Below are 25,040 nucleotides of genomic sequence, written 5' to 3' on the forward strand. Positions count from 1 at the left end.
GCCCACGAATGCTATCTATCAATCACCGCTGAACTACAAACTCGCACTCACCTTGGTCGCCACCTCCCCCGGCACCCAGCCCTTCCACACCTGCGGCTGATCGCGCAAAAACGCTTCGGCGACTTCACGCGGTTTCTGCCGTTTTTCGCTCATCTGCGCCAGGGTCTGGTTCAGCAGATCAATCGGCAAGTCGACCTTTTCGAAGAACGCCACCAGGTCCGGATACTGCGCCTTGAACGGTGCAGACACACCAATCGCAAGGCTCGCCGGCATCGAGCGGGTGCCTTTGGGGTTCGGGTTGTTGGCATCGGCGAGGGTCTTCCAGGCTTCGGCATCGAACGCCGGCTCGTCGAGTTTCACCAGTTTGAAACGACCCAACAATGGTGTCGGCGACCAGTAGTAGAACAGCACCGGCTTACCACGACGGATTGAAGAAGCCACCTCGGCATCCAGCGCCGCGCCGGAGCCGGTGCGGAAGTTGACGAAGCTGGTGGTCAGGTCGTAGGCCTTGAGTTTCTGGCTGTTGACGATCTCCGAAGTCCAGCCCGTCGGGCTGTTGAGGAAGCGTCCGCGACTCGGGTCTTCCGGGTCGCGGAACACGTCTTTGTAGCGCGCCAGATCAGCGACGGATTTCAGCTCCGGGGCCAGGGGTTTGATGCCGCGTTCCGGGTCGCCCTTGATCACGTATTCCGGCACCCACCAGCCTTCGGTGGCGCCTTTGACCGTGTCACCCAGGCCAAACACTTTGCCTTCCGACGAGGCCTTGACCCAGGCTGGACTGCGCCCGGCCCACTCTTCGCCGATCACTTGAATGTCGTTCTTGGCCAGCGCCGCTTCGAGGCTGACGGTGCTGCCCGGCAAGGTATCCGTCGGGTAGCCGTAACCCTTCTCGACTATCAACCGCAAGATCTCGGTGATCAGGCTGCCACTCTCCCAGGTGATATCACCGAAGTGGATGGGCGCGGTTTTTTCTGCCGCCGGTGCCTGGGTGGCCATCAGGCTCAGGGCCAGCAGCGAACTGCCGAGCAGGGTTTTGATCGATCTCATGCAGACCTCCGGGTCAAGGGATTCAAGGGTTGATTGGCACTGTGCTGGGCGCACAAGGCCTGGGAGCGGGTCATGTAGACGCTGACCGAGCGCTGGGAAATGCCCAGCTCGGCGGCAATTTGCGGGTAGGTCAAACCGTCGACACGCGACAACAGGAAGGTCGCACGGACCTTGCCCGGCAGGCGCTCAAGTGTCCGGTCGAGGCCATGCAGCGCCTGGGTCAGTTGCACCCGTTCTTCAGGCGATGGCGCTTGCGGGTGATCGTCGTGTTGCCACTGAGCGAAGTGTTGGCGCTCCAGATCGCGGCGGCGCCAGAGTTGATAGATCAACCGTTGGGCGATGGTGGTGAGCAAGGCGCGAGGCTCGCGGATCGGCGTCAGCCCCGGCGATTCGAGCAACTGCACGAAGGTTTCGGCGGCGATGTCTTCGACGCTGGAACTGGTCCCCAGTTGCCGGCGCAACCGTGCGCAGAGCCAGGGGTAATGGGCGCGGAACAATCCGCCCACATCGTTACGATGGGCAAGGTCGGTGCCGGACATAGAGGCTCCAAGGGTTAGGGGTCGCTGAATGTCCGGTGATCCGGTGACGCGATCCTAGCAAGGAGCCTTATTCATTAATAATACTTAAAATGCATTTTTATATTCGATTATGGAATTTAGATAAAGGGATGTCTGATCCATCGCTTTCGCGGGCAAGCCTCGCTCCTACAAGTCTGCGGATATCCTGTGGGAGCGTGGCTTGCCCGCGAAAATGGGTCTGTCAGCACACATCTAAATCCTCAGCGCAATCGCCCGAACCCTAAAGCCTCCGCCTCTTGCTGATAATCGAGAACAATCTGGTAGTCGTTTTCGCTGGCCGGCAATACCGCTTGCAGCCCGAGGATCTCAGCAACCTCAGGCAACTCCCGCAACGCCTGATTCATCAGCTGACGAAGCTGCTCAACCTGTTCATCAGTGGCGGCGGCAGGGGTGATGTAAGGCAAGGTCGGACTGAATGCACTGCGAACCACGACGCGCAGGCCGGCTACTTCGTCTTCAGCGTGCCGGGCCAGATAGGCAAAGGTCACGCTGTCGATGGCCGCCAAATCGGCTTTGTCTTCACGCAGCCAGCGCAGGCTCTCACGGTGGCTGCCGCTGATGCCGACGCTGGCGAAGAACCGCCCTTCCCGATGCAACGGTGCCAGTCGGTGGCGCAGCAGGTTCATGCCGCTGTTGGAGTCTTCGCCATTGATCACACCGCGGCTGTCGCGAAAGGCTGGCAAGGTCCGTCGCGCATCATCGGCGCGACTCAACAACAGGCTGCAATGGTTGCCGCCGGTGCTGTCGGGCAGCTCATAGCGAGGACGGCCGACGACCCGAACCTGACGGCGTAAGGCCGTCATCAACGGGTAGCCGCAGGTTTGGGTCAGCAGCAAGTTCGGGGACAGCCACAGATCCATCAGCGACAACCCGTCGGCGTTGCGGCGGGTGACGGCCAGGTGTTCGAGGATTCGAGTCAGCCAGCGCTCGTTGGCCTGGCGGATCGGTTCGGGGGCGACGTACATCAGTAATTCAGCGATGTGTTGTGTCATCGAAATCTTCCCGGCAACGAAATTCAACTGTAGGAGCAAGCTTGCTCGCGATGGGGTCGTGTCAGTCGACATCAATCTAACCTGACACACCGCAATCGCGAGCAAGCTTGCTCCTACAAGGGTCTGCGTTCGCAATCAGTGGAACGGGTGTCTTGGGCTGTCGATGGCCTTGATCCCATTCTCGCGCCACAGCTGGCCATAACCTTGCACCAGAAACCCGCCGCTGCGCGCCAGCCATTGTTCACGGCGCGCGTGGTAGGCGCGGGGCAGGTCGTACCAGGGCAGGCCCGGCAAGTCGTGATGCACCAGGTGCAGGTTGAGGTTGAGGAACAGCCAGCGCCACGGCCATGCGGCTTCATTGAGCACAGTGCGTTGCTCGGGTTGTGCATGGGGACGATGTTCATAGTAAGAGCGGATCATCGCAATCGACAACGCGGGCACGCTGATCAGCAAAAGGTAGTGCCACACGGGCAGCACGCTGTAACGGGCGATGAACAGCAACATCAACAGGGTCAGCGCGCCGTGGGTCAGCCACATCAACCAGACCTGCCGCTCGCCCGCTTTCAGGCGTTGCAGTTCCTCCCTGGCCAGCGCCAGCAACGCCAGCGGCGCACCGAGGGCGAAACGTCCGAGCACGGTTTTGTTCAGCCAGTGCAGGCCCCGTTCAAACAACGAACTGCCCTGCCACTGCTCGGCGCTCAGGTAACGGCTTTCCGGATCGCGTCCGGGGATGGTCAGGTCCTCGTCGCGGTGATGCAGCAAATGGCTGTCGCGATAAAGGGTGTAGGGATACCAGACGGCGAACGGTGCGTAGCCGAGGATTTTGTTCAGCGATGTCCACCGGGTGGGATGGCCGTGCAGCAGTTCGTGCTGCACGGACAGCCAAAGCACCACCAACGGAATCAACAACACGGTGCTCCACCACAGCCCCAACCGGGCACTGCCCAGCACAAGGCTGAACCAGCCGGCGTACACGCCGATCAGCAGCAGCCAGGTAGGCCATTCGGTGCGGGCGGTCAGGCGTTGGCGCAGGGTGTCGATTTCTTCACGGTGGGCGCTATCGAAATAATGGGGCATGACGTTGCTCAGATCGGGGACCAGTCCCCCTCTGTGCAATGGCGCAGGGAAATCTTGCAGATTATTTGTTTATTTCAACGACCCTCTGTAGGAGCTGTCGAGTAAAACGAGGCTGCGATCTTTTGATCTTGATCTTTTCGGGATCGCTGAAAAGCAAGATCAAAAGATCGCAGCCTCGTTTTACTCGACAGCTCCTACAGGGGGGACGGGTGTGGCTTGGAGCTTAGTGACCGAACACATCCACCTTCTTGGCCTTCTTGTCCGCACGCTTTTCATCGGCGGTTTTCGCCGGTTTTTTCTTTGCTGCTTTCTTTGAATCCATGCCTTTGGCCATGATACGTACTCCACTCATACGGGATGTGAGATCAGGTATACACCTATCCCTTCGCCCGTGTTCTTTTATAATCGTGCGCCTTGCATACCGACAGTCCAATCCTATGCCCAACACCCAATACACCTTGCTCGCCGAGCCTTTGTGGCCATTGATGAACAAGTTTTATCGTGCTCACCAATCGTCGATGAAAGCGGTCCGCGACGCTCAACTGTGGGTGGCCAGGCGCGACGAGATCATCGGCGCACTGTGTTTGCGCCCGGTGGCGGATGGGCATTGGTTGACGGGATTGTTTGTTGACCCGGCGTGTCGCGAACAGGGGATCGCGGCGGCGTTGATCGCTCACGCCATCAAGGACGTCGAAGGCCCGGTCTGGCTGTTTTGTCACCCGGATTTGCGCGGCTTTTATGAGCGTCGCGGTTTTGCTTTCGACCCGTCGTTACCCTATTCGATGGCCGAGCGCTTGAGCCGTTATGCCCGCAGTAAACCGATGATTGCCATGGGCTTAGAACCGTTGGTGAGGTCGACCGTCGATAATGTGTGATCGGCCGGTGATAGCTGCATGCTAGCCTCGGGGTCGACTTCGACTTCTCAGGATTTTTCATGAAACCTGCCCTTCTGGCTTTGACGCTCGCCGCCTTGCTCAGCCCCACTTTCAGCCATGCCGCCCAAACCCGATCGGTGTCTGCCGAGCAATACGCCAATGTGCTGAAAGGCTCTTGGCGAGCGCCGGAGAACGTGGCGCGCGATGGCTACCGTCACCCGCAGCAGACGCTGCAATTCTTTGGATTGGCGCCGAATCAGACGGTGATTGAAATCACCCCCGGCAACGGTTGGTACAGCGAGCTGCTGGCACCATTGCTCAAGGACCACGGGCACTATGTCGCCGCCGTGCAGGCGCCGACGGTCAGTGATTACGCGCGCAAGAACGAAGAAAAACTCAAGGCGAAATACGCTGCGGCGCCAGCGCAATACGCCAAGGCCCAGGTGCTGGAGTTTGATCCAAAAGCACCGGCGCTGGGTCAACCCGGTTCGGCGGACACCGTGCTGACCTTTCGCAACGTGCACAACTGGGTGCTGGCAGACACGGCGCCGCTGATGTTCGAGGCGTTCTTCAAGGTGCTGAAACCGGGTGGCGTGCTCGGTGTGGTCGATCACCGGGCCAAGGACGGGGCGTCGCTGGACGACATCAAGCACAGCGGTTACCTGACCACCGATTACGTGGTGAAACTGGCGACGGATGCAGGCTTCAAGCTTGAGGGGCAGAGCGAGATCAATGCCAATCCGAAGGACACCAAGGATTACCCGGAAGGCGTCTGGACGTTGCCACCGGCGTTGACGTTGGGGGACAAGGATCGGGCGAAGTATGTGGCGATCGGTGAGTCGGACCGGATGACGTTGCGGTTCGTTAAACCCGCGAACTGATGCACAAAGACCAATGGAGATCAAATGTGGGAGCGGGCTTGCCCGCGATAGCGGTGTGACAGTCACCATCAATATTGACTGCCCGGCCGCCATCGCGGGCAAGCCCGCTCCCACATTGGTTTGAGGTGTGCCTGAATCAGTCGTCCGCGTTGGGATCAAGGTCCGGGAACATCACTTCGGTAAACCCGAACTTGCTGAAATCACTGATGCGCGACGGGTATAACCGGCCGATCAAGTGATCGCATTCATGTTGCACCACCCGCGCATGAAACCCCTCGGCAACGCGCACGATCGGATTGCCCTTGGGATCGAAACCCTCATAACGAATCTGCTGATAGCGCTCCACCGCGCCGCGCAGGCCCGGCACTGACAGGCAACCTTCGAAACCCTCTTCCAGCGTCGGACTCAGCGGTGTGATCAGCGGGTTGATCAGGATGGTCTGCGGCACCGCTTCGGCGTCCGGATAACGCTCGCTGTGCTCGAAACCGAAGATCACCAATTGCAGGTCGACGCCGATCTGTGGCGCGGCCAGGCCGACGCCACCGACGCTTTCCATGGTCTGGAACATGTCATCGATCAGTTGCCACAACTCAGGGCTGTCGAACATCTCGGCGGGCACTGGCGGCGCGATGCGCAGCAGGCGTTCATCGCCCATTTTCAGGATTTCACGGATCATTTTATGACTTCGTCAGTGGTCGGCTTGATCGAGTGGTCCCGACCCAGTCCCGAAACGTGTTGTTTAGGTTCGTGATCGAGCTCGCCGGGGACTTTTTCGCCATCATTCTTGCCTTCGGTCGACATGTGCTCGATCACCGCATTCATCTCGGCGCCGAGCAACAGCACCGCCGCGGAAATGTAGAAGTACAGCAACAGCACGATGATCGCGCCGATACTGCCATACATGGCGTTGTAGTTGGCGAACTCCTTGACGTACAGGCCAAATCCCAGCGACGCGATGATCCACACCCCCACCGCCAGCACCGAACCCGGGGTGATAAACCGAAACTCCTGTTTGACGTCGGGCATGACGTAATAAATCAGTGCCACCGCCATCATCAACAGAATCACCACCACCGGCCAACGGACGATGGTCCAGAGCGTCACGATGAAGTATTCAAGGCCGACTTGCGAGGCGATCCACTCCATCACCTGCGGCCCGAGCACCATCAGCGCGGCGGCGACCAGCAGCATGCCGGCGATGCCGACGGTGTAGATGATCGACAGCGGAAAGCGCTTCCACGCCGGCCGGCCCTCGACCACGTCGTAGGCCGCGTTCATCGCGCTCATCATCAGCCGCACGCCGGCGGACGCGGTCCACAGGGCAATCACGATACCCACCGACAGCAAGCCACCCTTGGATTGCTGGAGTTGGTCGATCACCGGATTGACCTGTTCCAGCGCCTGGGGCGGCAGGACCAGTTCCGATTGCAAGCGCAGCCAGGAGAAGAAGTCCGGCAGGTGCAGGAAGCCGATCAGGGCAATCAAGAAGAGAATGAAGGGAAATAGCGAAAACAGCATTTGATAGGCCAGCGCCGAGGCATAGGTCGACATCTCGTCGTCGACGAACTCGGTCACCGTGCGCACCATCACACGGTGTATGGGCAAGCCTTTCATGTGAGGGAAAAACATTAGCGTCTCCTTTCGCCGCAAATTTGGTCGAAGTCGTGGCGACTCAGGGGCCGTTTTTCTACATCAAAGTAGCGTACTTGGCGACTTTGAAACAATTTCCTTGCGCAAGTTCAGGCTGACACAAAAACGGCCATCCGCAGATGGCCGTTTCCTGTTGATTTTTAAAGGCCGGATCACGCCTTGTCGATGCCTTTTTTGAGCGCATCCTTGGCTTTGCCGACCGCTTGCTGGGCTTCGCCTTTCTTTTCCTGCACCACGCCTTCGGCGCGCATTTTGTCGTTACCGGTGGCCTTGCCGACGCCTTGCTTGACGTTGCCGGCGGCTTCGTTGGCCATGCCTTTTACTTTATCGCCAGTGCTGCTCATGGTGTTTCTCCTGTGAACAAATCAATGAGAAAAGTCGTTACACAAGGATTGACCGGAGGCGTTTGCACGGAGTTTCATTTATTTTCAGCAGGACATTTCATCGATCACAGCAGGTTGGGCTTTATGTTTGCCGACCAACCCCCGAGAATGCGCAACGTATTCAGGCCGTGGCGCTGAAGATCCAATCCCGTAGGAATGTTATGAAACTCGATAAAAAGCAGGCCATTGCCCGCAGAAACCAGGAACTCGGCGGTGCTGTGCTTGGCGTCAACAACTGCCATTTCACCGAATTGAACCGCAACCGCAACATCTGGTGGTTCGATATCCCGGTCGCGCGCCTGGCCATTGGTCAGTACGAATGGGTTCACCTGCTGATGCACACGCCGGATACCGACGAACTGCTGCACCTGAAAGTGCCGACGGTGTTCCTGCGCGAGAAGCTTGAAGGTTTGGTAGTGCGCAACGAAGGCAAGCGCAAAGCGGCGCTGAGCCTGGAATTGAGCGCGGATAAGGATTCGTACCTGCAGGACATGCGGCCGGCGGGCACTAACGTCAATTTCGCGCAGTTCCGTCTTTAAAAGCAAAAGATCGCAGCCTTCGGCAGCTCCTACAGGGTGTCGCCACCCCATGTAGGAGCTGCCGAAGGCTGCGATCTTTTGACCTTCAACAAAAAGCCCCGCATCTGCGGGGCTTTTTGTTTGATCAGGCGCTTACTTTCTTCACACCGAGTTTCTTCAGTTCCTCATCGCGCAGTTCGCGACGCAGGATCTTGCCGACGTTAGTGGTCGGCAGCGCATCGCGGAACTCCACGGAACGCGGCACCTTGTAGCCGGTGACGTTGGCGCGCATGTGCTCCATCACCTGTTCCTTGGTCAGCGTGACGCCCGGTTTAGCCACGATGAAGATCTTGATCGCCTCGCCCGACTTCTCGTCCGGCACGCCGATGGCGGCGCATTGCAGCACGCCCGGCAGGGTCGCCAGCACGTCCTCGAGCTCGTTCGGGTACACGTTGAAACCGGACACCAGGATCATGTCTTTCTTGCGATCGACAATGCGCATATAGCCGTCAGGCTGGATCAGCGCGATGTCACCGGTCTTTAACCAGCCTTCGCTGTCGAGGATTTCATCGGTGGCTTCCTGACGCTGCCAGTAGCCCTTCATCACCTGCGGACCTTTCACACACAGCTCGCCGATTTCGCCCATCGGCTGCTCAATGCCGGCATCGTCGATGACTTTGCACAGGGTCGACGGAACCGGGATACCGATGGTGCCGATCTGGATGTTCTGGATCGGATTCACCGTCGCCACCGGGCTGGTTTCGGTCATGCCGTAACCTTCGCAGATGGCGCAACCGGTAACCGCTTTCCAGCGCTCGGCCGCCGCCAGTTGCAGGGCCATGCCGCCAGACAGGGTGACTTTCAGGCCGGAGAAATCCAGCTTGCGGAAACCTTCGTTATTGCACAGGGCCACGAACAGCGTGTTCAGGCCAACGAAACCGCTGAACTTCCACTTCGACAGTTCCTTGACCATCGCCGTCAGGTCGCGCGGGTTGCTGATCAGGATGTTGTGGTTACCGATCAGCATCATCGCCATGCAATGAAAGGTGAAGGCATAGATGTGGTACAGCGGCAGCGGCGTGATCAGGATCTCGCAGCCTTCGTTGAGGTTGGAGCCCATCAGCGCCTTGCACTGCAGCATGTTCGCCACCAGGTTGCGGTGGGTCAGCATCGCGCCCTTGGCCACGCCGGTGGTGCCGCCGGTGTATTGCAGCACCGCGACGTCGCTGCTGGCCGGGTTGGCTTCAGCCACTGGCTGGCCATGGCCCTTGCTCAGCACGTCGTTGAACTTGATGGCTTTCGGCAGGTGATACGCCGGGACCATCTTCTTCACGTACTTGATGACGCTGTTGACCAGCAAGCGTTTTAGCGGCGGCAGCAGGTCGGCCACTTCGGTGACGATCACGTGCTTGACGCCGGTTTTCGGCACGACGATCTGGGCCAGGTGCGCCATGTTGGCCAGGCAGACCAGGGCTTTGGCGCCGGAGTCGTTGAATTGGTGTTCCATTTCCCGCGCGGTGTACAGCGGGTTGGTGTTGACCACGATCAGCCCGGCGCGGATGGCACCGAAGACCGCAACCGGGTACTGCAACAGGTTGGGCAGTTGCACAGCGATTCGATCGCCCGGCTTCAAGTCGGTATGCTGTTGCAGGTAAGCGGCAAAGGCACCGGACAATTCGTACAGTTCACCGTAGGTGATTGTCTTGCCCAGGTTGCTGAATGCCGGCTTGTTGGCAAAGCGTTGGCAGGATTGCTTCAACACTGCCTGAATATTCGGATACTCGTCTGGATTGATGTCGGCAGCAATCCCGGCAGGGTACTTATCCTTCCAAAAGTCTTCGATCATGGAAGCCCACTCCTCAGCAACGCGAATTCATCACCGCATTTGATGCGATTATTATTGGTGTGTGTTTTTGGTGTCTATTTTGTTGGTGAGTCTGGCTTTTTACTTAGGCCGAGAAGTCACAAGCGCGCCGAGAGTAGCAGCTTTGCCAAGGGTCGACTAGAGCCAAAAGCCGCCTCTACAGTCACGATTTTGACTCATGATTATCAAATAGTCATTTTTAGAGTAAAAATTCTATAAGGCCTTGAGAGCCTCTGAATCCGGGGCTTTTCAGTACCCCAAAAGCTTCGCGGGCAAGCCTCGCTCCTACAGGTTTGATGTCGGTCACACCGAACCTGTAGGAGCGAGGCTTGCCCGCGAACCGCGCAAAGCGCGGCCATTCACCACTCAAGCAATATCGCGCAACTCCCGCCGCAAGATCTTGCCCACCGGTGTCATCGGCAACGACTCACGCAACACGATGTGCTTGGGCACTTTGTACGCCGTGAAGTTTTCCTTGCAGTAAGCCTTCAGCTCTTCAAGGCTGACACCCGATTCACGGGCCACCACAAACAGTTTCACCGCCTCGCCCGAACGCTCGTCCGGTACACCGATCACCGCGCAGTTGGCGACTTTCGGGTGAGCCATGACCACGTCTTCGATCTCGTTCGGGTACACGTTGAAACCCGAGACGATGATCATGTCTTTCTTGCGATCGACGATGCGCACAAAACCGTCCGGGTCGATCACCGCGATGTCCCCGGACTTGAACCAGCCCTCGGCATCCAGCACTTCGTTGGTGGCTTCGGGTTTCTGCCAGTAGCCCTTCATGATCTGCGGGCCCTTGATGCACAGTTCGCCACGCTCGCCCAACGGCTGCTCGACGCCTTCATCGTTGATCACTTTCAGCGTGGTGCCCGGCACTGGCAGGCCGACCGTGCCGAGGCGCGACTGGTCGCCGTACGGGTTGGTGCAGGCCACTGGCGAGGTTTCGGTCAGACCGTAACCTTCGGTGATGCGGCAACCGGTGAGCTGTTCCCAGCGCTCGGCGGTGGCCTTGACCAGCGCGGTGCCGCCGGAGTTGGTGAGTTTGAGGCTGGAAAAATCCAGGGTCTTGAAGTCCGGGTGGTCCATCAGCGCGACGAACAGCGTGTTGAGCCCCAGCAGCGCCGAGAAGCGCCAGTTTTTCAGCTCCTTGATGAAGCCCTTGATGTCCCGTGGATTGGTGATCAGCACGTTGTGATTACCCGACACCATCATGCACATGCAATTCGCGGTGAAGGCATAGATGTGGTACAGCGGCAGCGGCGCGACCATCACCTCTTGCCCTTCACGCAACAGTGGCTGACCGTCCTTGCCCGACTGCTCCAGGCACGCCCGCACCTGTTGCATGTTGGCCACCAGGTTGCCGTGGGTGAGCATCGCGCCCTTGGCCAGGCCGGTGGTGCCGCCGGTGTATTGCAACACGGCGATGTCGCCGAGACTGGCGTTCAGCGGCTTGATTCCCAGGCCCCGGCCCAGACGCAGCGCGCTCTTGAAGGAGATGGCCTGGGGCAACGAATACGCCGGCACCATTTTCTTCACCTTGCTCACCATCGTGTTGACCAGCCAGCCCTTGGCGCCGGGCATCAGGTCGCCCATCTTCGCTTCGATCAGGTACTGGATGTCCGTGTCGGGAAGCACTTCCTGGACCTTCGCCCCGAACATGTTCAGGTAGACCAGCGCCCGGGCGCCGGAGTCCTTGAACTGATGACGCATCTCCCGCGCGGTGTACAGCGGGTTGGTGTTGACCACGATCAGCCCGGCGCGCAAGGCCCCGAACACGGCAATCGGGTAATGCAGGACATTGGGCATCTGCACCGCAATGCGATCCCCCGGCACCAGGTCGGTGTGGGCTTGCAGGTAACCGGCAAACGCGGCGCTGTAGCGTTCCAGTTCGGCGTAGGTCAGGGTTACGCCCATGTTGCTGAATGCCGGGCGGTCAGCAAATTTCTTGCAGGAACGCTCGAACACCTCGATCACCGACTTGTAGGCCCCTTGATCGATGTCCAGGGGCACGCCGGCCGGGCGTTTGTCATTCCAGAAATCAGGTTGCATTGTTCTTGTCCTCTTTACCTGAACCTATCCGGGGCCGCTTTCTGCCCTTCTTCAAAACAAAGAGCGAAAAAACGGGGCTGCACGGACACTAGCAGCTATGGCGAATCAGGCAAATATGCCAAAGGCCGTCATTGATCGTGTGAATCTTCCTGCCGTGGCGTGGCCTGATCAGACGGCGGGCGAAGGATGCGCTATACAATGCTGCTAGCCCGTGCCCATGTATGCAAAGGAACCGCCATGATCCACGACACTTTCTGGCTGACCGCGAGTGACCGCAGCCGCCTCTTCGTCAACCAGTGGCTGCCCGAGCCGCCTTTAAAAGCAGTGATCCTGTTGGCGCACGGTATGGCGGAACACAGTGGCCGCTACGCCCGTCTGGCGGAAAAACTCTGTGATCAGGATTATGGCGTCTACGCGCCGGACTTGCGCGGACATGGCAAAACTGCCGAAAACGGGACACTGGGCCATTTCGCCGACGACGATGGCTGGTGCAAAGTGGTGGGCGACCTGGCGAGCCTCAACCAGCACATCGGTCAACAACATCCGGGCGTGCCGATTGTGCTGCTCGGCCACAGCATGGGCAGCTACATTGCCCAGGCGTATCTGCTGCATCACAGCGCCAGCCTGCATGGCGCGGTGCTCAGCGGTTCGAACTTCCAGCCCGTGGCGCTTTATCGCGCGGCGCGGCAGATCGCTCGTCTGGAAAAACTGCGTCAGGGTCCCAAGGGATGTAGCGCGCTGATCGAATGGTTGTCGTTCGGCTCGTTCAACAAGCGATTCAAGCCTGCGCGCACGCGGTTCGACTGGCTCAGCCGCGATCCGGCGGAGGTCGACCTGTACGCCAATGACCCGCTCTGCGGCTTTCGCTGCACCAATCAACTGTGGATCGATTTGCTCGGTGGCTTGCAGCAAATCAGCAAAGCGTCCAATCTCGCTCAGATCGATCCGGGCCTGCCGCTGCTGGTGATAGGTGGTGAATGTGATCCGGTGAGCGAAGGCAAACGTCTGAAAGATCTGGCCCATGCGTTGCGCACGGCCGGCAGCCAGAACCTGCAACTGACTATTTACCCGCAGGCACGGCACGAACTGTTCAACGAGAGCAATCGCGATGAAGTGATCAATGACGTGTTGAACTGGATCGCCCAGGCGCTGAGCCACCGTCGGCCACCCCGATCGGAATAGTTTTTTTGTGAATTTATTTATTCGTGACAGGAATTGAAACAGATGACCCAGGTTACCAACACCCCTTACGAAGCCCTCGAAGTCGGCCAGACCGCCAGCTATAGCAAGACGATCGAAGAGCGCGACATTCAGTTGTTCGCCGCGATGTCCGGCGATCACAACCCGGTACACCTGGACGCAGAATTCGCCGCGGGCACCATGTTCAAGGAGCGCATCGCTCACGGCATGTTCAGCGGTGCGCTGATCAGTGCAGCAGTGGCCTGCGAGTTGCCTGGGCCGGGAACGATCTATATCGGTCAGCAGATGAGCTTTCAGAAGCCGGTGAAGATCGGCGACACCTTGACGGTACGCCTGGAGATTCTCGAGAAACTGCCGAAGTTTCGGGTGCGGATTGCCACGCGTGTGTTTAACCAGCGCGATGAGTTGGTGGTGGATGGCGAGGCGGAGATTCTGGCGCCGCGCAAGCAACAGACGGTGACGTTGCCGACATTGCCGGCCATTAGCATCGGCTGACCCACCGCTGATCCGTAGGAGCCGGCTTGCTGGCGAACCGGGCGACGCGGTGTGCCAGACATGCCGCCTTCGCTGGCAAGCCAGCTCCTACAGGGTCTCCTGCACCTGCACACTCGCCGTCATCCCCGAACTCAAATTCATCCCCTCCGGCACCTTGTCGAGCTTGATCCGCACCGGAATCCGCTGCGCCAACCTCACCCAGTTAAACGTCGGTTCCACCTCCGCCAACAGCTGTCCATCCGGCGTGGTGTTGCGGTCGGTGATCCCGCGGCTGATGCTTTCGACATGCCCCTGCAACGCCTCGCCGGCGCTCATCAACCAGACCTTGACCGGGTCGCCGACGCGAATCCGGGGCAGTTTGGTTTCTTCGAAATAGGCCTGCACATAGAACGTAGAATCGTCGATCAACGCCATCACCGATTGCCCGGCATTCACGTAATTGCCTTCGGCCAGACGCAGGTTGGTGATGTGGCCATTGCGCGGCGCATGCACCTGGCTGCGGGCCAGGTTGAGCTCCGCGACCTTGGCTTCGGCCTGGGCTTCGCGCAATTCGCCACGGGCGATGCCGGCGTTGATCTGCGCGTTTTCCCGCAGCTCGGCGCTGATCGCCTGTGGCCCGAGACTGGCGCGGCGACTGGCTTCGCGTTCGCGCAAATTGAGCTGTTGCTGGCGCGTCTCGACCACTGCTTTCGCCTTCTCCAAAGCAGCTTCAAAGCGATCGCGGTCGATGCTCAGCAACAGATCGCCGGCCTTGACCTGCTGGTTGTCAAAGGCCTTGAGTTCACGCACCCAACCCGACACGTCCGGGGCGATGACCACCACATCGGCGCGGATCCGCGCGTCACGGGTCCAGGGCGTCAACATGTAGTATTGCCACAAATGGAAACCGGCAAAAATCGCCACCGCCACCAGGCACAGGGTTACCGCGACACGTACGGGTGTACGCATGTTCAACTCCTTTATAAAGGTCCGAGGACGACAGTGATCACAGTCAATACACAGACGTACAAGGCGCAATCAAATAACGCTTCGTGCCAGATCCAGCGACCGGCCGGCGTCAGGCGCAGCAGCAGGCGCAAGGCACCGGTCACCAGCAGCGCCAGCAACACATAAATCAAAAACGGACTGAGCAGCACGCCACCCACCGACCACTCACGCAAGCCCATGGCTTTCCTCCTGCTGACGGCACCAGGCACGCCAACTGTTTTGCAATTGCAGCACCGCGCCCTGGGCCAGTTTCACCGCGTCGCTGGGGGGCAGCGCGTACAAGGTCTTGAGAAATTCTTCGCTCGGTTGCGCCAACGCCTCGGCGTTGCTAGCGGTCGGACCTTGCTCCAGGACTTTTTCCAGTTGGTCCAGATAGCGTCGTTGCTGCGCGCTGACCGGTGCCTGCGCCACCGCGAGGCTCAAGCGCAGATGCAGCAGTTCGTCGCCAATATCGAGGCCGAGCAAGCCGTCGTCCCAACGGCTGCGCGCCGGCTCCGGCAGTTCCGGATAGTGCCGCGCCAATTGCAGCAAGCGGTCGGCCATGCGCCCGCCAAACCAGCTTTCGGCACCGCGCAGATTGCGCCGGGTCAGGCGCAGCAGATCGTGGAGCGTCGCCGCCAACAATCGTCGGCCATGCCACGTCGGGTTGCGCAGGATCAGCAAGTGAAACGCCAACACGGCAGCGCCGACGCCCACCACCATGGCTTGGGCGCTGTTGAAGAACGTCGCGACATCGAATTTCATCGTGTTGAGCGGCGCGACCAACACAATGAAGTGCAGACAGAACGAAGTGGCCGTGGCGCCGATCTGTGGCTTGGCCATGCCCAGCGCCCCGAGGAACAACGGCACGCCCATGCCCATGCACAGCAAGGCAAAACCGCTCCATTGCGGCAGCAGAATCTGCCCGACGATAAACGCCGCCGGCACCGCCAGGAAAATCCCGCGCATAAAACTCATGCCAATTTGTGCACCGTTCTCGCGGCTGGCAAACAGGCTGCAGACCACGCACGTCAACACCAGCGCACCCGATGCGGCAGGCCATGCCGTCGCCAACCAGAAGCACGAGACCACCAGAAAGGCCAACGCACTGCGCGCACCGAACACCAGCGCCAATGACAGGTCGCGATGAGGTGTCAGGGTGCGCGGCGGGTCAACCGTTTCCTTACCCTCCTCGACCGCTTTCAACGCCGCGTTCGCCGCCATGGCGGTATCCATCAGCAAGGTAAAACGGACCAGGCAATAACTCTGCGCGGAGCTGATCTGCGGATCGTGCGAGGCGTCGAGCAATCGTGGCCGTAACGCTTGCAGGGTCGACGTATCGGCGCTGACCAGCGCTTCCTGAACCTCGATCATCCAGTGCAGCATTTGCTTGGACTCCTGGGGTTCCAACTGCTTCCACTGACGGCGCACCGAACGGGCGATGCGCAGCAGCATCAACAGTTTCTGGCTCAAGCCGCTGATCGCACGCGCACGTTGTCGACCGAGGCCGCCTTCGAACCAGGCATGCTCGCGCTGGGCATCCACCGCGACAATTCTGCCGAGAATCTCCAACAGACCTCTGCGCGCCTGACCATCGCCGGCCAAGGTTGCGCGCGCAGCATTCATCCCGCTTTGCCAGGCGGCTCGCGCCTGATCCGCCAGTTGCCGTTCGACGCGCATCGGCCACAGCAGCGCACTGGCGGCGGTGGCACAGAGAATGCCCAGGCAGATTTCCGTACAACGCGCCACGGCTTGATCGAACACCGTCAATGGATGGCTGATCGCCGGCAATGCGATGATCGCCACCGTGTAACCGGCCAGCACGAATGAATAGGACCAGGCGCTGCGCAGCAAGGTCGAACTCGCCGTACACAGCCCGAGCCACAACGCCAGGGCCAACAGGAACAGCCAGGGCGTCTGGGCGAACAAGCCCATGAACACCACCGACATGATCGTCCCGATCAACGTCCCCAACAGCCGCGCCAAACCCTTTTGCACCACCATCCCGGACAAGGGCTGGGCGACGATGAATGCGGTCATCAAGGCCCAAGCCGGTTGCTCCAGGCCCCAGCGCAACGCCAGCCACAGCGCCAGGCCTCCGCCGATCAAGGTCTTGATCGCGAACTGCAAGGCGCGGCGGTCAGGCGCGAATAAAGCCTGCAAAGTGATTGGCACGTCGAGGACTCTTGGGAAGACGATTTAACGATAGACGGCTTCGGTTGATTCACTTGAAAAACAAATTATTAGCTAGCTATCTATAACCCGTCCAGCGCTAATTCCCAGGCACAAAAAAACGCCAGACTGGCTGGCGTTTTTGACAGGCTTTAAGCACTTACGAGCGTGCGCGAGCCTGGTTACGCAGAGCTTTCACCTGGTCGTGGTTGCGTTGTACGCCGTGGTACTGACGTTCAACCAGGTCACGAATACCCACCAGGTTGTGCTTGTTGATTTTTTCGATGGCTTCCTTGTATGCCTTCAACGCATGGTCCTCACCGCGTTCGGCTTCGTTCAGCACAGCCTCTTCGTCCTTGCCGGTGAACATCGCTTTCACGTCGACCCAACGACGGTGCAAGTCACCGCTGACGCTGGTGGAAGTTTCCGGATCGCCGCCCAACGAACGTACCGTGCTCTGCAGTTCCGCAGCCGCAGTGGCGCAGTCAGCCGAGCGTTGCACGAACAGGGTTTTGAGTTCAGGGTGTTTGATGTCTTCAGCGCAAGTCTTGAACCCTTCCTGACCGTCTTTGCTGGTTTCAATCAGGTCGTTGAGTACAGAGATGGCTTCTTTATTCATGTCGGTCATTTTCAATTCCTCGCGGGTTGATGAAAGATGCATTAGGTATTGCACCCTGCATGCCAGCTTTGAATTGACAATTTAATCGTTATATTTCAACAGGTTATATTTTAATGCGAAATCTGTATCCGCTTTTTTTGCATGATCTGTCATTTGGCCTGCATGCAGAATGCCTGTATTTTCCAGACTGTTTGAATCAAGACGACTGATTGATGAACCCTGAAAAGCTCGAACTGCTGATTACCCGTGAAATGCCCTTCGGCAAATACAAGGGCCGAATCATTGCCGACCTGCCCGGCCAATACCTGAACTGGTTCGCCCGGGAAGGTTTCCCCCATGGTGAACTCGGTGGCCTGCTGGCCCTGATGCAGGAAATCGATCACAACGGCCTGTCGGAGTTGCTCGAACCGCTGCGCGCCAAACACGGCAAACCTGCCCCTCGCCACTGATCCTGACTGAGTAATCCATGCCCGATAACACTCGCCGCGCCCGTGATGAAGCCTTTTGGCTGACCTTTGCCGATCGTTATGCTGTTGAACCCGGCCCGGTGAACCTGGAAAACGGTTACTTCGGGCGCATGTCCCGAACGGTGGTCGAGGAGTATCAGCGCAACATCGAACTCATCAATCGCAGCAACTCGGTGCATGTGCGTCAGCAATTCGAGGTGGTTGAAAGCCTGGAGATTCGCGCGCAGCTCGCCGAGCTGATGGGCGTACCCGCCGGCAGCGTCGCCCTGACTCGCAACGCTTCGGACGGTTTGCAATCACTGATCCGCAACTACAACCGCCTGCAGCCGGGTGACCAGGTGCTGATCTGCGACCTGGAATACGACACCGTCAAAGGCGCCATGCGCTGGCTGGCGCGCCATCGTGGCGTCGAAGTGATCGAGATCGAACACGCGCACCCCGCCACGTTCGACAGCTTGCTGGCCAGCTACCGTGAAGCCTTCGTGCGTTATCCGCGACTCAAACTGATGGCCCTAACCCACGTCACTCATCGCACCGGGTTGGTGATGCCGGTGCAGGCGATTGCCGCGATCGCCAAAGAGCATGGCGTCGACGTGATCCTCGACGGCGCCCACGCGCTTGGCCAACTGGAGTTCAATCTCGACAAACTGGGCATCGCCTTTGCCGGGTACAACCTGCATAAGTGGATCGGTGCGCCGCTGACGCTGGGCTTCATGTACATCGCCCCGGAACGCCTGGCCGACATCGACCCGGACATGGGCGAGATGCATTTTGCGCATTACGATATTCGCGCCCGCACGCCCTATAGCACGCCGAACATCCCGGCGCTGCTGACCCTGCCGCTGGTGTTCGAGGAGCACCGCGCAATGGGTGGTTCTGCCGCCAAGGGCGCACGGCTCAATTACCTGCGTAACCTGTGGGTGCGCGCAGTGCGCGAGCTGCCAGGCATCGAAGTCATGACCCCGGATGACCCGCGACTGTATTGCGGTATCACCTCGATGCGCTTCACCCGGTATGCCGATCAACAGGCAATGGCCGAGCGGCTACTCAACGACTACAACCTGTTCACCGTGGTGCGCAGTGGTGCGGCGTGTGGTCCGTGCATCCGCATCACGCCCGGGCTCACCACCACCGCAGCCGACATGCGCTTGCTGGCCAAGGCACTGACCGAACTGCGCTGACGTCACACGGTGTATTTGTCGAAATCTTCGGGTTTGATCTGTGTCGACACCGCAAACGTGTCGACACCGATGGTGGTATGGCCGAAAAAGCCGTCTTCATTCGAGTCGCGCCCGAGGGTGTGAACATTCAGGATCGAGGCTTCGCCGCCCATGGTTTCATAGAAATAATCCTCTTCGTTGGTCAGCGCCGAGACGGCTCGACCGCGATACTCCCGGGCATTAAGCACCGCGCGCGAGGCGACGCCGGGGAAGTACAGTTGACCAACCCAGGCAACGTGTCGCTCTTGCAGATAGTTGTTACCGCCCGTGATGCGCACCGCGACGTGGATGTGCAGCGCGCGGCCGGCATAGAACCCCGGATAGATCGTGGTGAAACGCACGATGCCTTTCTTGTCGGTGAACTGCCCTCCGCGCAGGTAGGTGTCGTCGTCGGTGCGCGGGATCGAGCCGATGTCACCGACATCGGCTTCCTTGTCCGGATTGACGTTGCTCCAGCCTGAATACGCCCCGCGCGCGTTGCAATGCCAGATATCCACCAGCGCATCTGTCACCGGATGGCCGGTCATGGCGTCGACAATCGCCAGCCGCAACACCAAGGGAATACCCTCGGCGCCTTCGCTGATGTTTCGCCTGATCAGTTTGGGGTTTCGGAAATACGGGCCGGCGATTTGTTCCGGGGAAAGCTGATAAACCGCTGGTGTGGGTGCAACCGAGGTGATGTCGTCCATGACGTTCTCTCTTCCATAAGATGAACGCAGGCTAGCACTGGCCGAACATCGAGAGGCGGTAACTATGTATCGCATGATGTCGACTTTGTAGCAGCTGGCGAAGCCTGCGTTCGGCTGCGCAGCAGTCGTAAATCCAGATTGCACGGTTTGCCTGACACACCGCGTGTTCTGATGTTACGACTGCTGCGCAGCCGAACGCAGGCTTCGCCAGCTGCTACAAAGGATGTGTCGGCAGCGGTTTTTTTTACGGGCAAAAAAAAACGGTGCACCGACCAAGCGCACCGTAAAGCCGTAGAACACACAACGAAGTGTTTGGTAAAAGCCGATCAGTCCAGCAGCGCCAATGCTTCGGCGGTGCATTCCTGGATGCGGGCCCAGTCGCCGTTCTTGATCCACTCCGGATCAAGCATCCAGCTACCGCCCACGCACATCACGTTTTTCAACGCCATGTAGCTCTTGATATTGGCCGGGCTGACGCCGCCAGTCGGGCAGAATTTCACTTCGCCGAATGGACCGCCCAGGGCTTTGATGGCCGCGACGCCACCGCTGACTTCCGCCGGGAACAGCTTGAAGCGGCGATAACCCAGGCCGTAGCCTTCCATGATGCCCGAGGCGTTGCTGATGCCTGGCAACAGCGGAATCGGGCTGTCGACGCTGGCTTCGAGCAGATCACGGGTGATGCCCGGCGTGACGATGAACTGCGAGCCCGCCGCTTCAGCGGCGGCCAGCATGTTGCGATCGAGCACGGTGCCGGCGCCGGTCACCAGTTCTGGACGCTGCTCACGCAGAATCTGAATGGCCTTGAGGCCGAACTGCGAACGCAGGGTCACTTCCAGGGCGGTCAGGCCACCGGCCGCGAGGGCATCGGCCAGCGGCAGGACGTCCTGTTCGCGAGCGATGGTGATCACCGGCAGAATCCGCGCCTTGGCGCAGAGGCTGTCGATCAGGGCAACTTTATCCGCCATGGATACGGTCGGGGATGTGTTTGTCATAGCGGCTGTTCCTTGGCTCATGGGCACCAGTAAATCTCTAACGTAGGTTGCAAAAACGCGCGAATCGGCATGGCGGCGACATCGTCACCGGCCAATGCGGCACTCAAAGTAGTCAGTTTGGACTGACCGGAAATCGATAGAACGGTGGTCTTGGCCGAAGCCAGCAGCGCACGACTCATGGTCAGGCGCTGATGTGGCACGGTCGGCGCCAGCATCGGGTAGCAACGGCGTGTGCCGTCGACTTTCAAGGCGTCGGCCAGGTTCGGGCTGTTCGGGAACAGTGAAGCGGTGTGCCCGTCATCGCCCATGCCGAGAATCAGCACGTCGATCGCCGGCAATTCGGCGAGCAAACGGTCGGCCTGCTCAGCCGCCTGTTCCAGGTTGGCACTGGCGCTGTAGAGGCTCAAGAATTGAGCCTTGGCCGCCGGGCCTTGCAACAGGTAGCGCTTGAGCAGACCGGCATTGCTGTCGGCGTGCTCAACCGGCACCCAGCGCTCGTCGGCCAGGGTGACGACAACCTTGGACCAGTCGAGTTTTTGCTTGGCCAGGTTCTGGAAAAACGCCACCGGGCTGCGTCCACCGGAGACCACCAGCGTTGCAGTACCGCGAGCGTCGATGGCGTCACTCAGTTGCTTGGCCACATTCAGCGCCAAACCATCGGCCAGTAGCACCGGGCTCTTGAACTCATGAGCGCTGACGCCCTGAGGCAGTTTCAATTCAGATATCGCCATACCACGACCTCCCATCCCGCGTGATCAGTGCAATGGAGCTCATTGGTCCCCAGGAGCCGGCCGCGTACGGCTTGGGCGCATCACCGGATTTTTTCCACCCGGCGATCAACTGGTCACACCACTTCCACGCGGCTTCGATTTCATCTTTACGGACAAACAGATTCTGATTGCCGCGCATCACTTCCAGTAACAACCGCTCGTAGGCATCGGGAATCCGTGCGCTACGCCAGGTATCGGAAAAATTCAGCTGCAACGGACCGCTGCGCAGCTGCATGCCCTTGTCCAGGCCTTGTTCTTTGGTCATCACGCGCAAGGAAATGCCTTCATCCGGTTGCAGGCGGATAATCAGCTTGTTGCTGATTTGCAGGCGCTGCTCGGGGGCGAAGATGTAGTGCGACGGTTCCTTGAAGTGGATGACGATCTGCGACAGCTTCTGCGGCATGCGTTTGCCGGTGCGCAGGTAAAACGGTACGCCGGCCCAACGCCAGTTGCGGATGTCGGCACGCAGGGCGACGAAGGTTTCGGTGTCGCTCTGGGTGTTGGAGTTGGGCTCTTCCAGGTAACCGGGCACCGGTTTGCCTTCGCTGTAGCCGGCAATGTACTGGCCGCGCACCACTTGCGTGGTCAGGCCTTCCGGGCTGATCGGCGCCAGCGCCTTGAGCACTTTGACTTTCTCGTCACGGATGCTGTCGGCGGACAGGTCGGCCGGCGGGTCCATGGCGATCAGGCAGAGCAGTTGCAGCAGGTGATTCTGGATCATGTCCCGCAGCTGGCCAGCCTTGTCGAAGTAGCCCCAGCGGCCTTCGATCCCGACCTTCTCGGCCACGGTAATTTCCACGTGGGAGATGTAATTCTGGTTCCACTGGGTTTCGAACAGGCTGTTGGCGAAACGCAGGGCGATCAGGTTTTGAACGGTCTCTTTGCCCAGGTAGTGGTCGATGCGGTAAGTGCGGTTCTCCGGGAAGAACTGCGCCACGGCGTCGTTGACCTTGCGCGAGGACTCCAGGTCCGAACCGATGGGTTTTTCCAGCACCACGCGGGTGTTTTCCGCCAGGCCGACCTTCGACAGGTTCTCGCAGATCGCGCCGTAAACCGCTGCCGGGGTGGCGAAATAGGCAATGACCCGTTGCGCGCTACCGGCCATCTCCGCCAGGGCGACGTAATCGTCAGCCTTGAGGAAATCGACGTGTAGGTAGCTCAGGCGCGACAGGAAACGTTCGACCACGGCTTCGTCCAGTTCTGCACCGACGTAGCGGCGCAGCTCAGAGGCGATGAACGCCAGATGCTCCTGTTCGCTGCCAGGCTCACGGGCCAGCGCGATAACTCGCGTGTCCTCGTGCAAGAGGCCTGCGCCGTCGAGTTGATAGAGGGCAGGAAACAGCTTGCGCAAGGCCAGGTCGCCAAGGGCGCCGAACAAGGCAAAGGTGCACGGTTCAACCGTAATCGAAGGCATGATGTTTGTTCTTTTATCAAGTTAAGCTACAAATACCTTTTTTCAAGGCATCACTCAAGGGAAAATGTAGTAATAACCACAACATTTTCGCAAAATACAGATTCCGAGTGGTGGTCGGTCGGAGCCATCAGTAGGATAGGCCACCGTTACGGGCCGCATCAAAGGCCCTTTTTGCATAGCAGACCGCTTGTTTGCGCTGCTGACTTAAGGAACATCTATGGACCGCGTGCGAAATTTACTGGAACAGATCCAGAATCGCCTTGAAGACCTGAACAAGGCCGAACGCAAAGTCGCCGAAGTGATCCTGCTCAACCCACAGCAGGCCACCCGGTTCAGCATCGCCGCCCTCGCCCAGGCCTCAAAAGTCAGCGAGCCGACAGTCAACCGTTTCTGCCGTTCGTTCGGCGTCAGCGGTTACCCGGAACTCAAGCTGCAATTGGCGCAAAGCCTGGCCAGTGGCGCGGCGTATGTCAGCCGTGCGGTCGAGGCCGATGACAATCCCGAGGCGTACACGAAAAAGATCTTCGGCAGCGCCATCGCCTCGCTGGACAGTGCCTTGCAGGCGCTGGACCCGAACCTGATCAGCCGCGCCGTCGACCTGTTGATCCAGGCCCGGCAGATCCACTTCTTCGGCCTCGGTGCCTCGGCCCCGGTGGCGCTGGATGCGCAGCACAAGTTTTTCCGTTTCAACCTGGCCGTCACCGCCCATGCGGACGTGCTGATGCAGCGGATGATTGCGTCGGTGGCCCACACTGGCGAGCTGTTCGTGATCATTTCCTACACCGGCCGCACCCGCGAACTGGTGGAAGTGGCGCGCATTGCCCGGGAAAACGGCGCTTCGGTGCTGGGCCTGACGGCCGAGGGTTCGCCATTGGCCAAAGCCAGTACGTTGAGCCTGAACATTCCGTTGCCGGAAGACACCGACATCTATATGCCGATGACCTCGCGGATCATTCAGCTGACGGTGCTGGATGTGCTGGCGACCGGCATGACCTTGCGTCGGGGCGTGGACTTCCAGCCGCATTTGCGCAAGATCAAGGAAAGCCTGAATGCCAGTCGGTATCCGATTGGGGATGAGTTCAATTAGGCCAGGATTTTGATTGCCTGCCCGGGCCTCTTCGCTGGCAAGCCAGCTCCTACAAAAGCGGTGCGCAGCCTGTAGGAGCTGGCTTGCCAGCGAAGGCGCCAGCCACCTCAACACATCACTTGAGCCAAACCGCCAACCCGCGCCTGCAAACTCAAATGCGCCCGCTCCCCCGGCGCCAGGCTCAGGCTATCCGTCCCACCGCTGGCCGCTTCCACGCAGACAAACTCGCACACCTCATTCCAGCTCACCCCCAATAACGGCCGCGAACCCGGATGCCAAACCACGGTGTCGGCATGGTCGCCGGTGTCGATGCACAATTCCCGCTGCCAGGCGTGGTCCTTGAGCTGCAATTCACCGTCATGCTGGAACACCCGCTGACAGCCGCCATCGACTCGAAGCTCGCCTTCCTGATGACAAACCTGACGGTTCAACTGGTCGTAACCGTGCGCCCCGTCGAGCCCAGACAGCGCTATCTCACCAACGTCACCAATACGCCAATACGCGTGCAACGCCTGACTCAATTGGCACGGCAGGCTGTCCTGATGCTCGGTGCTCAGGCGTAAATCCATACGTTCGCCAAGGTGTGCATGCAGGTCCACTTGCCAGTCGCATAGCTGAAGCTGCCAATGCAGGCGCACGCCATCGTCGTCATGGCGGCTGTCGATCAGCTTCCAGTCGATCAACCGAGCCCAACCATGGGACGGCCAGGCGTTTTCACTCGGATGCCGGCCATACCACGGCCAACACACCGGCACACCGCCGCGAATCGCCCCGACCTGTGGCCACTTCGCCGCGCACCACAACCAGGGTTTCTGGCCCTTGGGCTGGAAGTGCAGCAACTGCGCGCCCTGCCGACTGAACACCGCCTGACACAGCGGATGGTCGATCACCAGCACATCGCGCTTCTGATAGCGCTCCCACGCAAACACCGGACGTTCGCGCAAGGATTTGAAGAAGCGTTGTAGCGGATGCTCATGCATGTGCCACGGTCCTGAAAATCATCTGTCACCCGGGGTGCGCCGCCCCCAA

The 25,040-nt window shown here is 59.5% G+C and carries 26 protein-coding genes; 8 read left to right on the top strand and 18 right to left on the bottom strand.

All coding sequences use genetic code 11. From position 1 onward, the window contains the following. Positions 1-33 precede the first annotated feature (33 nt). From AEQ67_RS05850 to AEQ67_RS05865, 4 genes are all read right to left on the bottom strand, one after another. Positions 34-1,047, bottom strand: a complete 1,014-nt coding sequence (locus AEQ67_RS05850; RefSeq protein ID WP_059402962.1) for an ABC transporter substrate-binding protein — start codon at positions 1,045-1,047, stop codon at positions 34-36. Beyond that, positions 1,044-1,586: a sigma-70 family RNA polymerase sigma factor gene (locus AEQ67_RS05855; RefSeq protein ID WP_059402963.1), complete on the bottom strand. Its 543-nt coding sequence runs from the start codon at positions 1,584-1,586 to the stop codon at positions 1,044-1,046. The genes AEQ67_RS05850 and AEQ67_RS05855 overlap by 4 nt, the downstream gene beginning before the upstream one ends. A gap of 239 nt (positions 1,587-1,825) precedes the next feature. Beyond that, positions 1,826-2,617, bottom strand: a complete 792-nt coding sequence (locus AEQ67_RS05860) for a phosphate/phosphite/phosphonate ABC transporter substrate-binding protein (RefSeq protein ID WP_059402964.1) — start codon at positions 2,615-2,617, stop codon at positions 1,826-1,828. A gap of 135 nt (positions 2,618-2,752) precedes the next feature. Then, a complete protein-coding gene (locus tag AEQ67_RS05865) occupies positions 2,753-3,694 on the bottom strand; it encodes a fatty acid desaturase (RefSeq protein ID WP_059402965.1) in 942 nt (313 codons plus the stop codon). 437 nt (positions 3,695-4,131) lie between these two features. Here AEQ67_RS05865 and AEQ67_RS05870 point away from each other — a divergent pair, with 437 nt between their 5' ends. Together AEQ67_RS05870 and AEQ67_RS05875 are read left to right on the top strand one after the other, a co-directional pair. Further along, positions 4,132-4,569 carry a GNAT family N-acetyltransferase gene (locus AEQ67_RS05870; protein WP_059402966.1) on the top strand — a complete coding sequence of 146 codons (438 nt, stop codon included), beginning with the start codon at positions 4,132-4,134 and terminating at the stop codon, positions 4,567-4,569. Positions 4,570-4,628: 59 nt separating this feature from the next. Next, positions 4,629-5,450, top strand: coding sequence for a class I SAM-dependent methyltransferase (locus tag AEQ67_RS05875; RefSeq protein ID WP_059402967.1), 822 nt, complete (start codon positions 4,629-4,631; stop codon positions 5,448-5,450). 136 nt (positions 5,451-5,586) lie between these two features. Here the strand turns inward: AEQ67_RS05875 and def are convergent, their stop codons facing one another. The 3 genes from def to AEQ67_RS05890 all read right to left on the bottom strand — a co-directional run bounded on the left by def (position 5,587) and on the right by AEQ67_RS05890 (position 7,444). After that, positions 5,587-6,126, bottom strand: a complete 540-nt coding sequence (gene def, locus AEQ67_RS05880; protein ID WP_059402968.1) for a peptide deformylase — start codon at positions 6,124-6,126, stop codon at positions 5,587-5,589. After that, on the bottom strand, positions 6,123-7,079 hold the full coding sequence (locus tag AEQ67_RS05885; RefSeq protein WP_059402969.1) for a YihY/virulence factor BrkB family protein: 957 nt from the start codon (positions 7,077-7,079) through the stop codon (positions 6,123-6,125). Before AEQ67_RS05885 ends, def begins: the two co-directional genes overlap by 4 nt. A gap of 173 nt (positions 7,080-7,252) precedes the next feature. Then, positions 7,253-7,444: a CsbD family protein gene (locus AEQ67_RS05890; protein ID WP_046056167.1), complete on the bottom strand. Its 192-nt coding sequence runs from the start codon at positions 7,442-7,444 to the stop codon at positions 7,253-7,255. Positions 7,445-7,644: 200 nt separating this feature from the next. Between AEQ67_RS05890 and AEQ67_RS05895 the strand changes: the two genes are divergently transcribed. Next, positions 7,645-8,022 carry a hypothetical protein gene (locus AEQ67_RS05895; protein ID WP_033056806.1) on the top strand — a complete coding sequence of 126 codons (378 nt, stop codon included), beginning with the start codon at positions 7,645-7,647 and terminating at the stop codon, positions 8,020-8,022. A 124-nt stretch (positions 8,023-8,146) separates the two neighbouring features. Here the strand turns inward: AEQ67_RS05895 and fadD1 are convergent, their stop codons facing one another. Both fadD1 and fadD2 read right to left on the bottom strand, forming a co-directional pair. Continuing rightward, positions 8,147-9,847: a long-chain-fatty-acid--CoA ligase FadD1 gene (fadD1, locus tag AEQ67_RS05900; RefSeq protein WP_059402970.1), complete on the bottom strand. Its 1,701-nt coding sequence runs from the start codon at positions 9,845-9,847 to the stop codon at positions 8,147-8,149. 384 nt (positions 9,848-10,231) lie between these two features. Further along, positions 10,232-11,920: a long-chain-fatty-acid--CoA ligase FadD2 gene (gene fadD2 / locus AEQ67_RS05905; RefSeq protein WP_059402971.1), complete on the bottom strand. Its 1,689-nt coding sequence runs from the start codon at positions 11,918-11,920 to the stop codon at positions 10,232-10,234. Between the two features lie 237 nt (positions 11,921-12,157). Between fadD2 and AEQ67_RS05910 the strand changes: the two genes are divergently transcribed. Together AEQ67_RS05910 and AEQ67_RS05915 are read left to right on the top strand one after the other, a co-directional pair. After that, on the top strand, positions 12,158-13,102 hold the full coding sequence (locus AEQ67_RS05910; protein ID WP_059402972.1) for an alpha/beta hydrolase: 945 nt from the start codon (positions 12,158-12,160) through the stop codon (positions 13,100-13,102). A 42-nt stretch (positions 13,103-13,144) separates the two neighbouring features. Continuing rightward, a complete protein-coding gene (locus tag AEQ67_RS05915; RefSeq protein WP_059402973.1) occupies positions 13,145-13,615 on the top strand; it encodes a MaoC family dehydratase in 471 nt (156 codons plus the stop codon). Between the two features lie 87 nt (positions 13,616-13,702). On the opposite strand, the gene AEQ67_RS05920 is transcribed toward AEQ67_RS05915, so the two are convergent. From AEQ67_RS05920 to AEQ67_RS05935, 4 genes are all read right to left on the bottom strand, one after another. Next, positions 13,703-14,563: an efflux RND transporter periplasmic adaptor subunit gene (locus AEQ67_RS05920; protein ID WP_059402974.1), complete on the bottom strand. Its 861-nt coding sequence runs from the start codon at positions 14,561-14,563 to the stop codon at positions 13,703-13,705. Between the two features lie 11 nt (positions 14,564-14,574). Next, positions 14,575-14,781, bottom strand: a complete 207-nt coding sequence (locus AEQ67_RS05925) for a DUF1656 domain-containing protein (RefSeq protein ID WP_059402975.1) — start codon at positions 14,779-14,781, stop codon at positions 14,575-14,577. Next, positions 14,768-16,756, bottom strand: a complete 1,989-nt coding sequence (locus AEQ67_RS05930) for an FUSC family protein (protein WP_059402976.1) — start codon at positions 16,754-16,756, stop codon at positions 14,768-14,770. The genes AEQ67_RS05925 and AEQ67_RS05930 overlap by 14 nt, the downstream gene beginning before the upstream one ends. Before the next feature lie 157 nt (positions 16,757-16,913). Beyond that, complete coding sequence (locus tag AEQ67_RS05935) at positions 16,914-17,381, bottom strand: ferritin-like domain-containing protein (protein ID WP_059402977.1); 468 nt, start codon at positions 17,379-17,381, stop codon at positions 16,914-16,916. Between the two features lie 203 nt (positions 17,382-17,584). Here AEQ67_RS05935 and AEQ67_RS05940 point away from each other — a divergent pair, with 203 nt between their 5' ends. Next, positions 17,585-17,821, top strand: coding sequence for a DUF3820 family protein (locus AEQ67_RS05940; protein WP_007949456.1), 237 nt, complete (start codon positions 17,585-17,587; stop codon positions 17,819-17,821). A 17-nt stretch (positions 17,822-17,838) separates the two neighbouring features. Continuing rightward, positions 17,839-19,020: an aminotransferase class V-fold PLP-dependent enzyme gene (locus tag AEQ67_RS05945; RefSeq protein WP_059402978.1), complete on the top strand. Its 1,182-nt coding sequence runs from the start codon at positions 17,839-17,841 to the stop codon at positions 19,018-19,020. A 2-nt stretch (positions 19,021-19,022) separates the two neighbouring features. Here AEQ67_RS05945 and AEQ67_RS05950 read toward each other — a convergent pair whose 3' ends face one another. The 4 genes from AEQ67_RS05950 to zwf all read right to left on the bottom strand — a co-directional run bounded on the left by AEQ67_RS05950 (position 19,023) and on the right by zwf (position 22,924). Next, on the bottom strand, positions 19,023-19,748 hold the full coding sequence (locus AEQ67_RS05950) for an intradiol ring-cleavage dioxygenase (RefSeq protein ID WP_059402979.1): 726 nt from the start codon (positions 19,746-19,748) through the stop codon (positions 19,023-19,025). A 326-nt stretch (positions 19,749-20,074) separates the two neighbouring features. Beyond that, complete coding sequence (locus tag AEQ67_RS05955) at positions 20,075-20,740, bottom strand: bifunctional 4-hydroxy-2-oxoglutarate aldolase/2-dehydro-3-deoxy-phosphogluconate aldolase (RefSeq protein ID WP_059402980.1); 666 nt, start codon at positions 20,738-20,740, stop codon at positions 20,075-20,077. 17 nt (positions 20,741-20,757) lie between these two features. After that, on the bottom strand, positions 20,758-21,471 hold the full coding sequence (gene pgl, locus AEQ67_RS05960) for a 6-phosphogluconolactonase (protein WP_059402981.1): 714 nt from the start codon (positions 21,469-21,471) through the stop codon (positions 20,758-20,760). Continuing rightward, positions 21,458-22,924 carry a glucose-6-phosphate dehydrogenase gene (gene zwf, locus AEQ67_RS05965; RefSeq protein ID WP_059402982.1) on the bottom strand — a complete coding sequence of 489 codons (1,467 nt, stop codon included), beginning with the start codon at positions 22,922-22,924 and terminating at the stop codon, positions 21,458-21,460. The genes pgl and zwf overlap by 14 nt, the downstream gene beginning before the upstream one ends. Before the next feature lie 226 nt (positions 22,925-23,150). Here zwf and AEQ67_RS05970 point away from each other — a divergent pair, with 226 nt between their 5' ends. After that, positions 23,151-24,011: a MurR/RpiR family transcriptional regulator gene (locus AEQ67_RS05970; protein WP_177318169.1), complete on the top strand. Its 861-nt coding sequence runs from the start codon at positions 23,151-23,153 to the stop codon at positions 24,009-24,011. 107 nt (positions 24,012-24,118) lie between these two features. On the opposite strand, the gene AEQ67_RS05975 is transcribed toward AEQ67_RS05970, so the two are convergent. Beyond that, positions 24,119-24,991, bottom strand: coding sequence for a D-hexose-6-phosphate mutarotase (locus AEQ67_RS05975; protein WP_059402983.1), 873 nt, complete (start codon positions 24,989-24,991; stop codon positions 24,119-24,121). Positions 24,992-25,040: the final 49 nt, after the last annotated feature.

Source organism: Pseudomonas sp. RIT-PI-q, assembly GCF_001297125.1.
Lineage (GTDB): Bacteria > Pseudomonadota > Gammaproteobacteria > Pseudomonadales > Pseudomonadaceae > Aquipseudomonas.

What these genes read in the sequence shown, in the direction of transcription:
- AEQ67_RS05950 (WP_059402979.1), bottom strand. Translation starts at nt 19,748, where the DNA reads ATGGACGACATCACCTCGGTTGCACCCACACCAGCGGTTTATCAGCTT.
- def (WP_059402968.1), bottom strand. Translation starts at nt 6,126, where the DNA reads ATGATCCGTGAAATCCTGAAAATGGGCGATGAACGCCTGCTGCGCATC.
- AEQ67_RS05890 (WP_046056167.1), bottom strand. Translation starts at nt 7,444, where the DNA reads ATGAGCAGCACTGGCGATAAAGTAAAAGGCATGGCCAACGAAGCCGCC.
- AEQ67_RS05850 (WP_059402962.1), bottom strand. Translation starts at nt 1,047, where the DNA reads ATGAGATCGATCAAAACCCTGCTCGGCAGTTCGCTGCTGGCCCTGAGC.
- AEQ67_RS05895 (WP_033056806.1), top strand. Translation starts at nt 7,645, where the DNA reads ATGAAACTCGATAAAAAGCAGGCCATTGCCCGCAGAAACCAGGAACTC.
- fadD2 (WP_059402971.1), bottom strand. Translation starts at nt 11,920, where the DNA reads ATGCAACCTGATTTCTGGAATGACAAACGCCCGGCCGGCGTGCCCCTG.
- AEQ67_RS05915 (WP_059402973.1), top strand. Translation starts at nt 13,145, where the DNA reads ATGACCCAGGTTACCAACACCCCTTACGAAGCCCTCGAAGTCGGCCAG.
- AEQ67_RS05910 (WP_059402972.1), top strand. Translation starts at nt 12,158, where the DNA reads ATGATCCACGACACTTTCTGGCTGACCGCGAGTGACCGCAGCCGCCTC.
- AEQ67_RS05865 (WP_059402965.1), bottom strand. Translation starts at nt 3,694, where the DNA reads ATGCCCCATTATTTCGATAGCGCCCACCGTGAAGAAATCGACACCCTG.
- AEQ67_RS05860 (WP_059402964.1), bottom strand. Translation starts at nt 2,617, where the DNA reads ATGACACAACACATCGCTGAATTACTGATGTACGTCGCCCCCGAACCG.
- AEQ67_RS05975 (WP_059402983.1), bottom strand. Translation starts at nt 24,991, where the DNA reads ATGCATGAGCATCCGCTACAACGCTTCTTCAAATCCTTGCGCGAACGT.
- AEQ67_RS05935 (WP_059402977.1), bottom strand. Translation starts at nt 17,381, where the DNA reads ATGACCGACATGAATAAAGAAGCCATCTCTGTACTCAACGACCTGATT.
- pgl (WP_059402981.1), bottom strand. Translation starts at nt 21,471, where the DNA reads ATGGCGATATCTGAATTGAAACTGCCTCAGGGCGTCAGCGCTCATGAG.
- AEQ67_RS05870 (WP_059402966.1), top strand. Translation starts at nt 4,132, where the DNA reads ATGCCCAACACCCAATACACCTTGCTCGCCGAGCCTTTGTGGCCATTG.
- fadD1 (WP_059402970.1), bottom strand. Translation starts at nt 9,847, where the DNA reads ATGATCGAAGACTTTTGGAAGGATAAGTACCCTGCCGGGATTGCTGCC.
- zwf (WP_059402982.1), bottom strand. Translation starts at nt 22,924, where the DNA reads ATGCCTTCGATTACGGTTGAACCGTGCACCTTTGCCTTGTTCGGCGCC.
- AEQ67_RS05940 (WP_007949456.1), top strand. Translation starts at nt 17,585, where the DNA reads ATGAACCCTGAAAAGCTCGAACTGCTGATTACCCGTGAAATGCCCTTC.
- AEQ67_RS05920 (WP_059402974.1), bottom strand. Translation starts at nt 14,563, where the DNA reads ATGCGTACACCCGTACGTGTCGCGGTAACCCTGTGCCTGGTGGCGGTG.
- AEQ67_RS05885 (WP_059402969.1), bottom strand. Translation starts at nt 7,079, where the DNA reads ATGTTTTTCCCTCACATGAAAGGCTTGCCCATACACCGTGTGATGGTG.
- AEQ67_RS05875 (WP_059402967.1), top strand. Translation starts at nt 4,629, where the DNA reads ATGAAACCTGCCCTTCTGGCTTTGACGCTCGCCGCCTTGCTCAGCCCC.
- AEQ67_RS05855 (WP_059402963.1), bottom strand. Translation starts at nt 1,586, where the DNA reads ATGTCCGGCACCGACCTTGCCCATCGTAACGATGTGGGCGGATTGTTC.
- AEQ67_RS05925 (WP_059402975.1), bottom strand. Translation starts at nt 14,781, where the DNA reads ATGGGCTTGCGTGAGTGGTCGGTGGGTGGCGTGCTGCTCAGTCCGTTT.
- AEQ67_RS05945 (WP_059402978.1), top strand. Translation starts at nt 17,839, where the DNA reads ATGCCCGATAACACTCGCCGCGCCCGTGATGAAGCCTTTTGGCTGACC.
- AEQ67_RS05955 (WP_059402980.1), bottom strand. Translation starts at nt 20,740, where the DNA reads ATGACAAACACATCCCCGACCGTATCCATGGCGGATAAAGTTGCCCTG.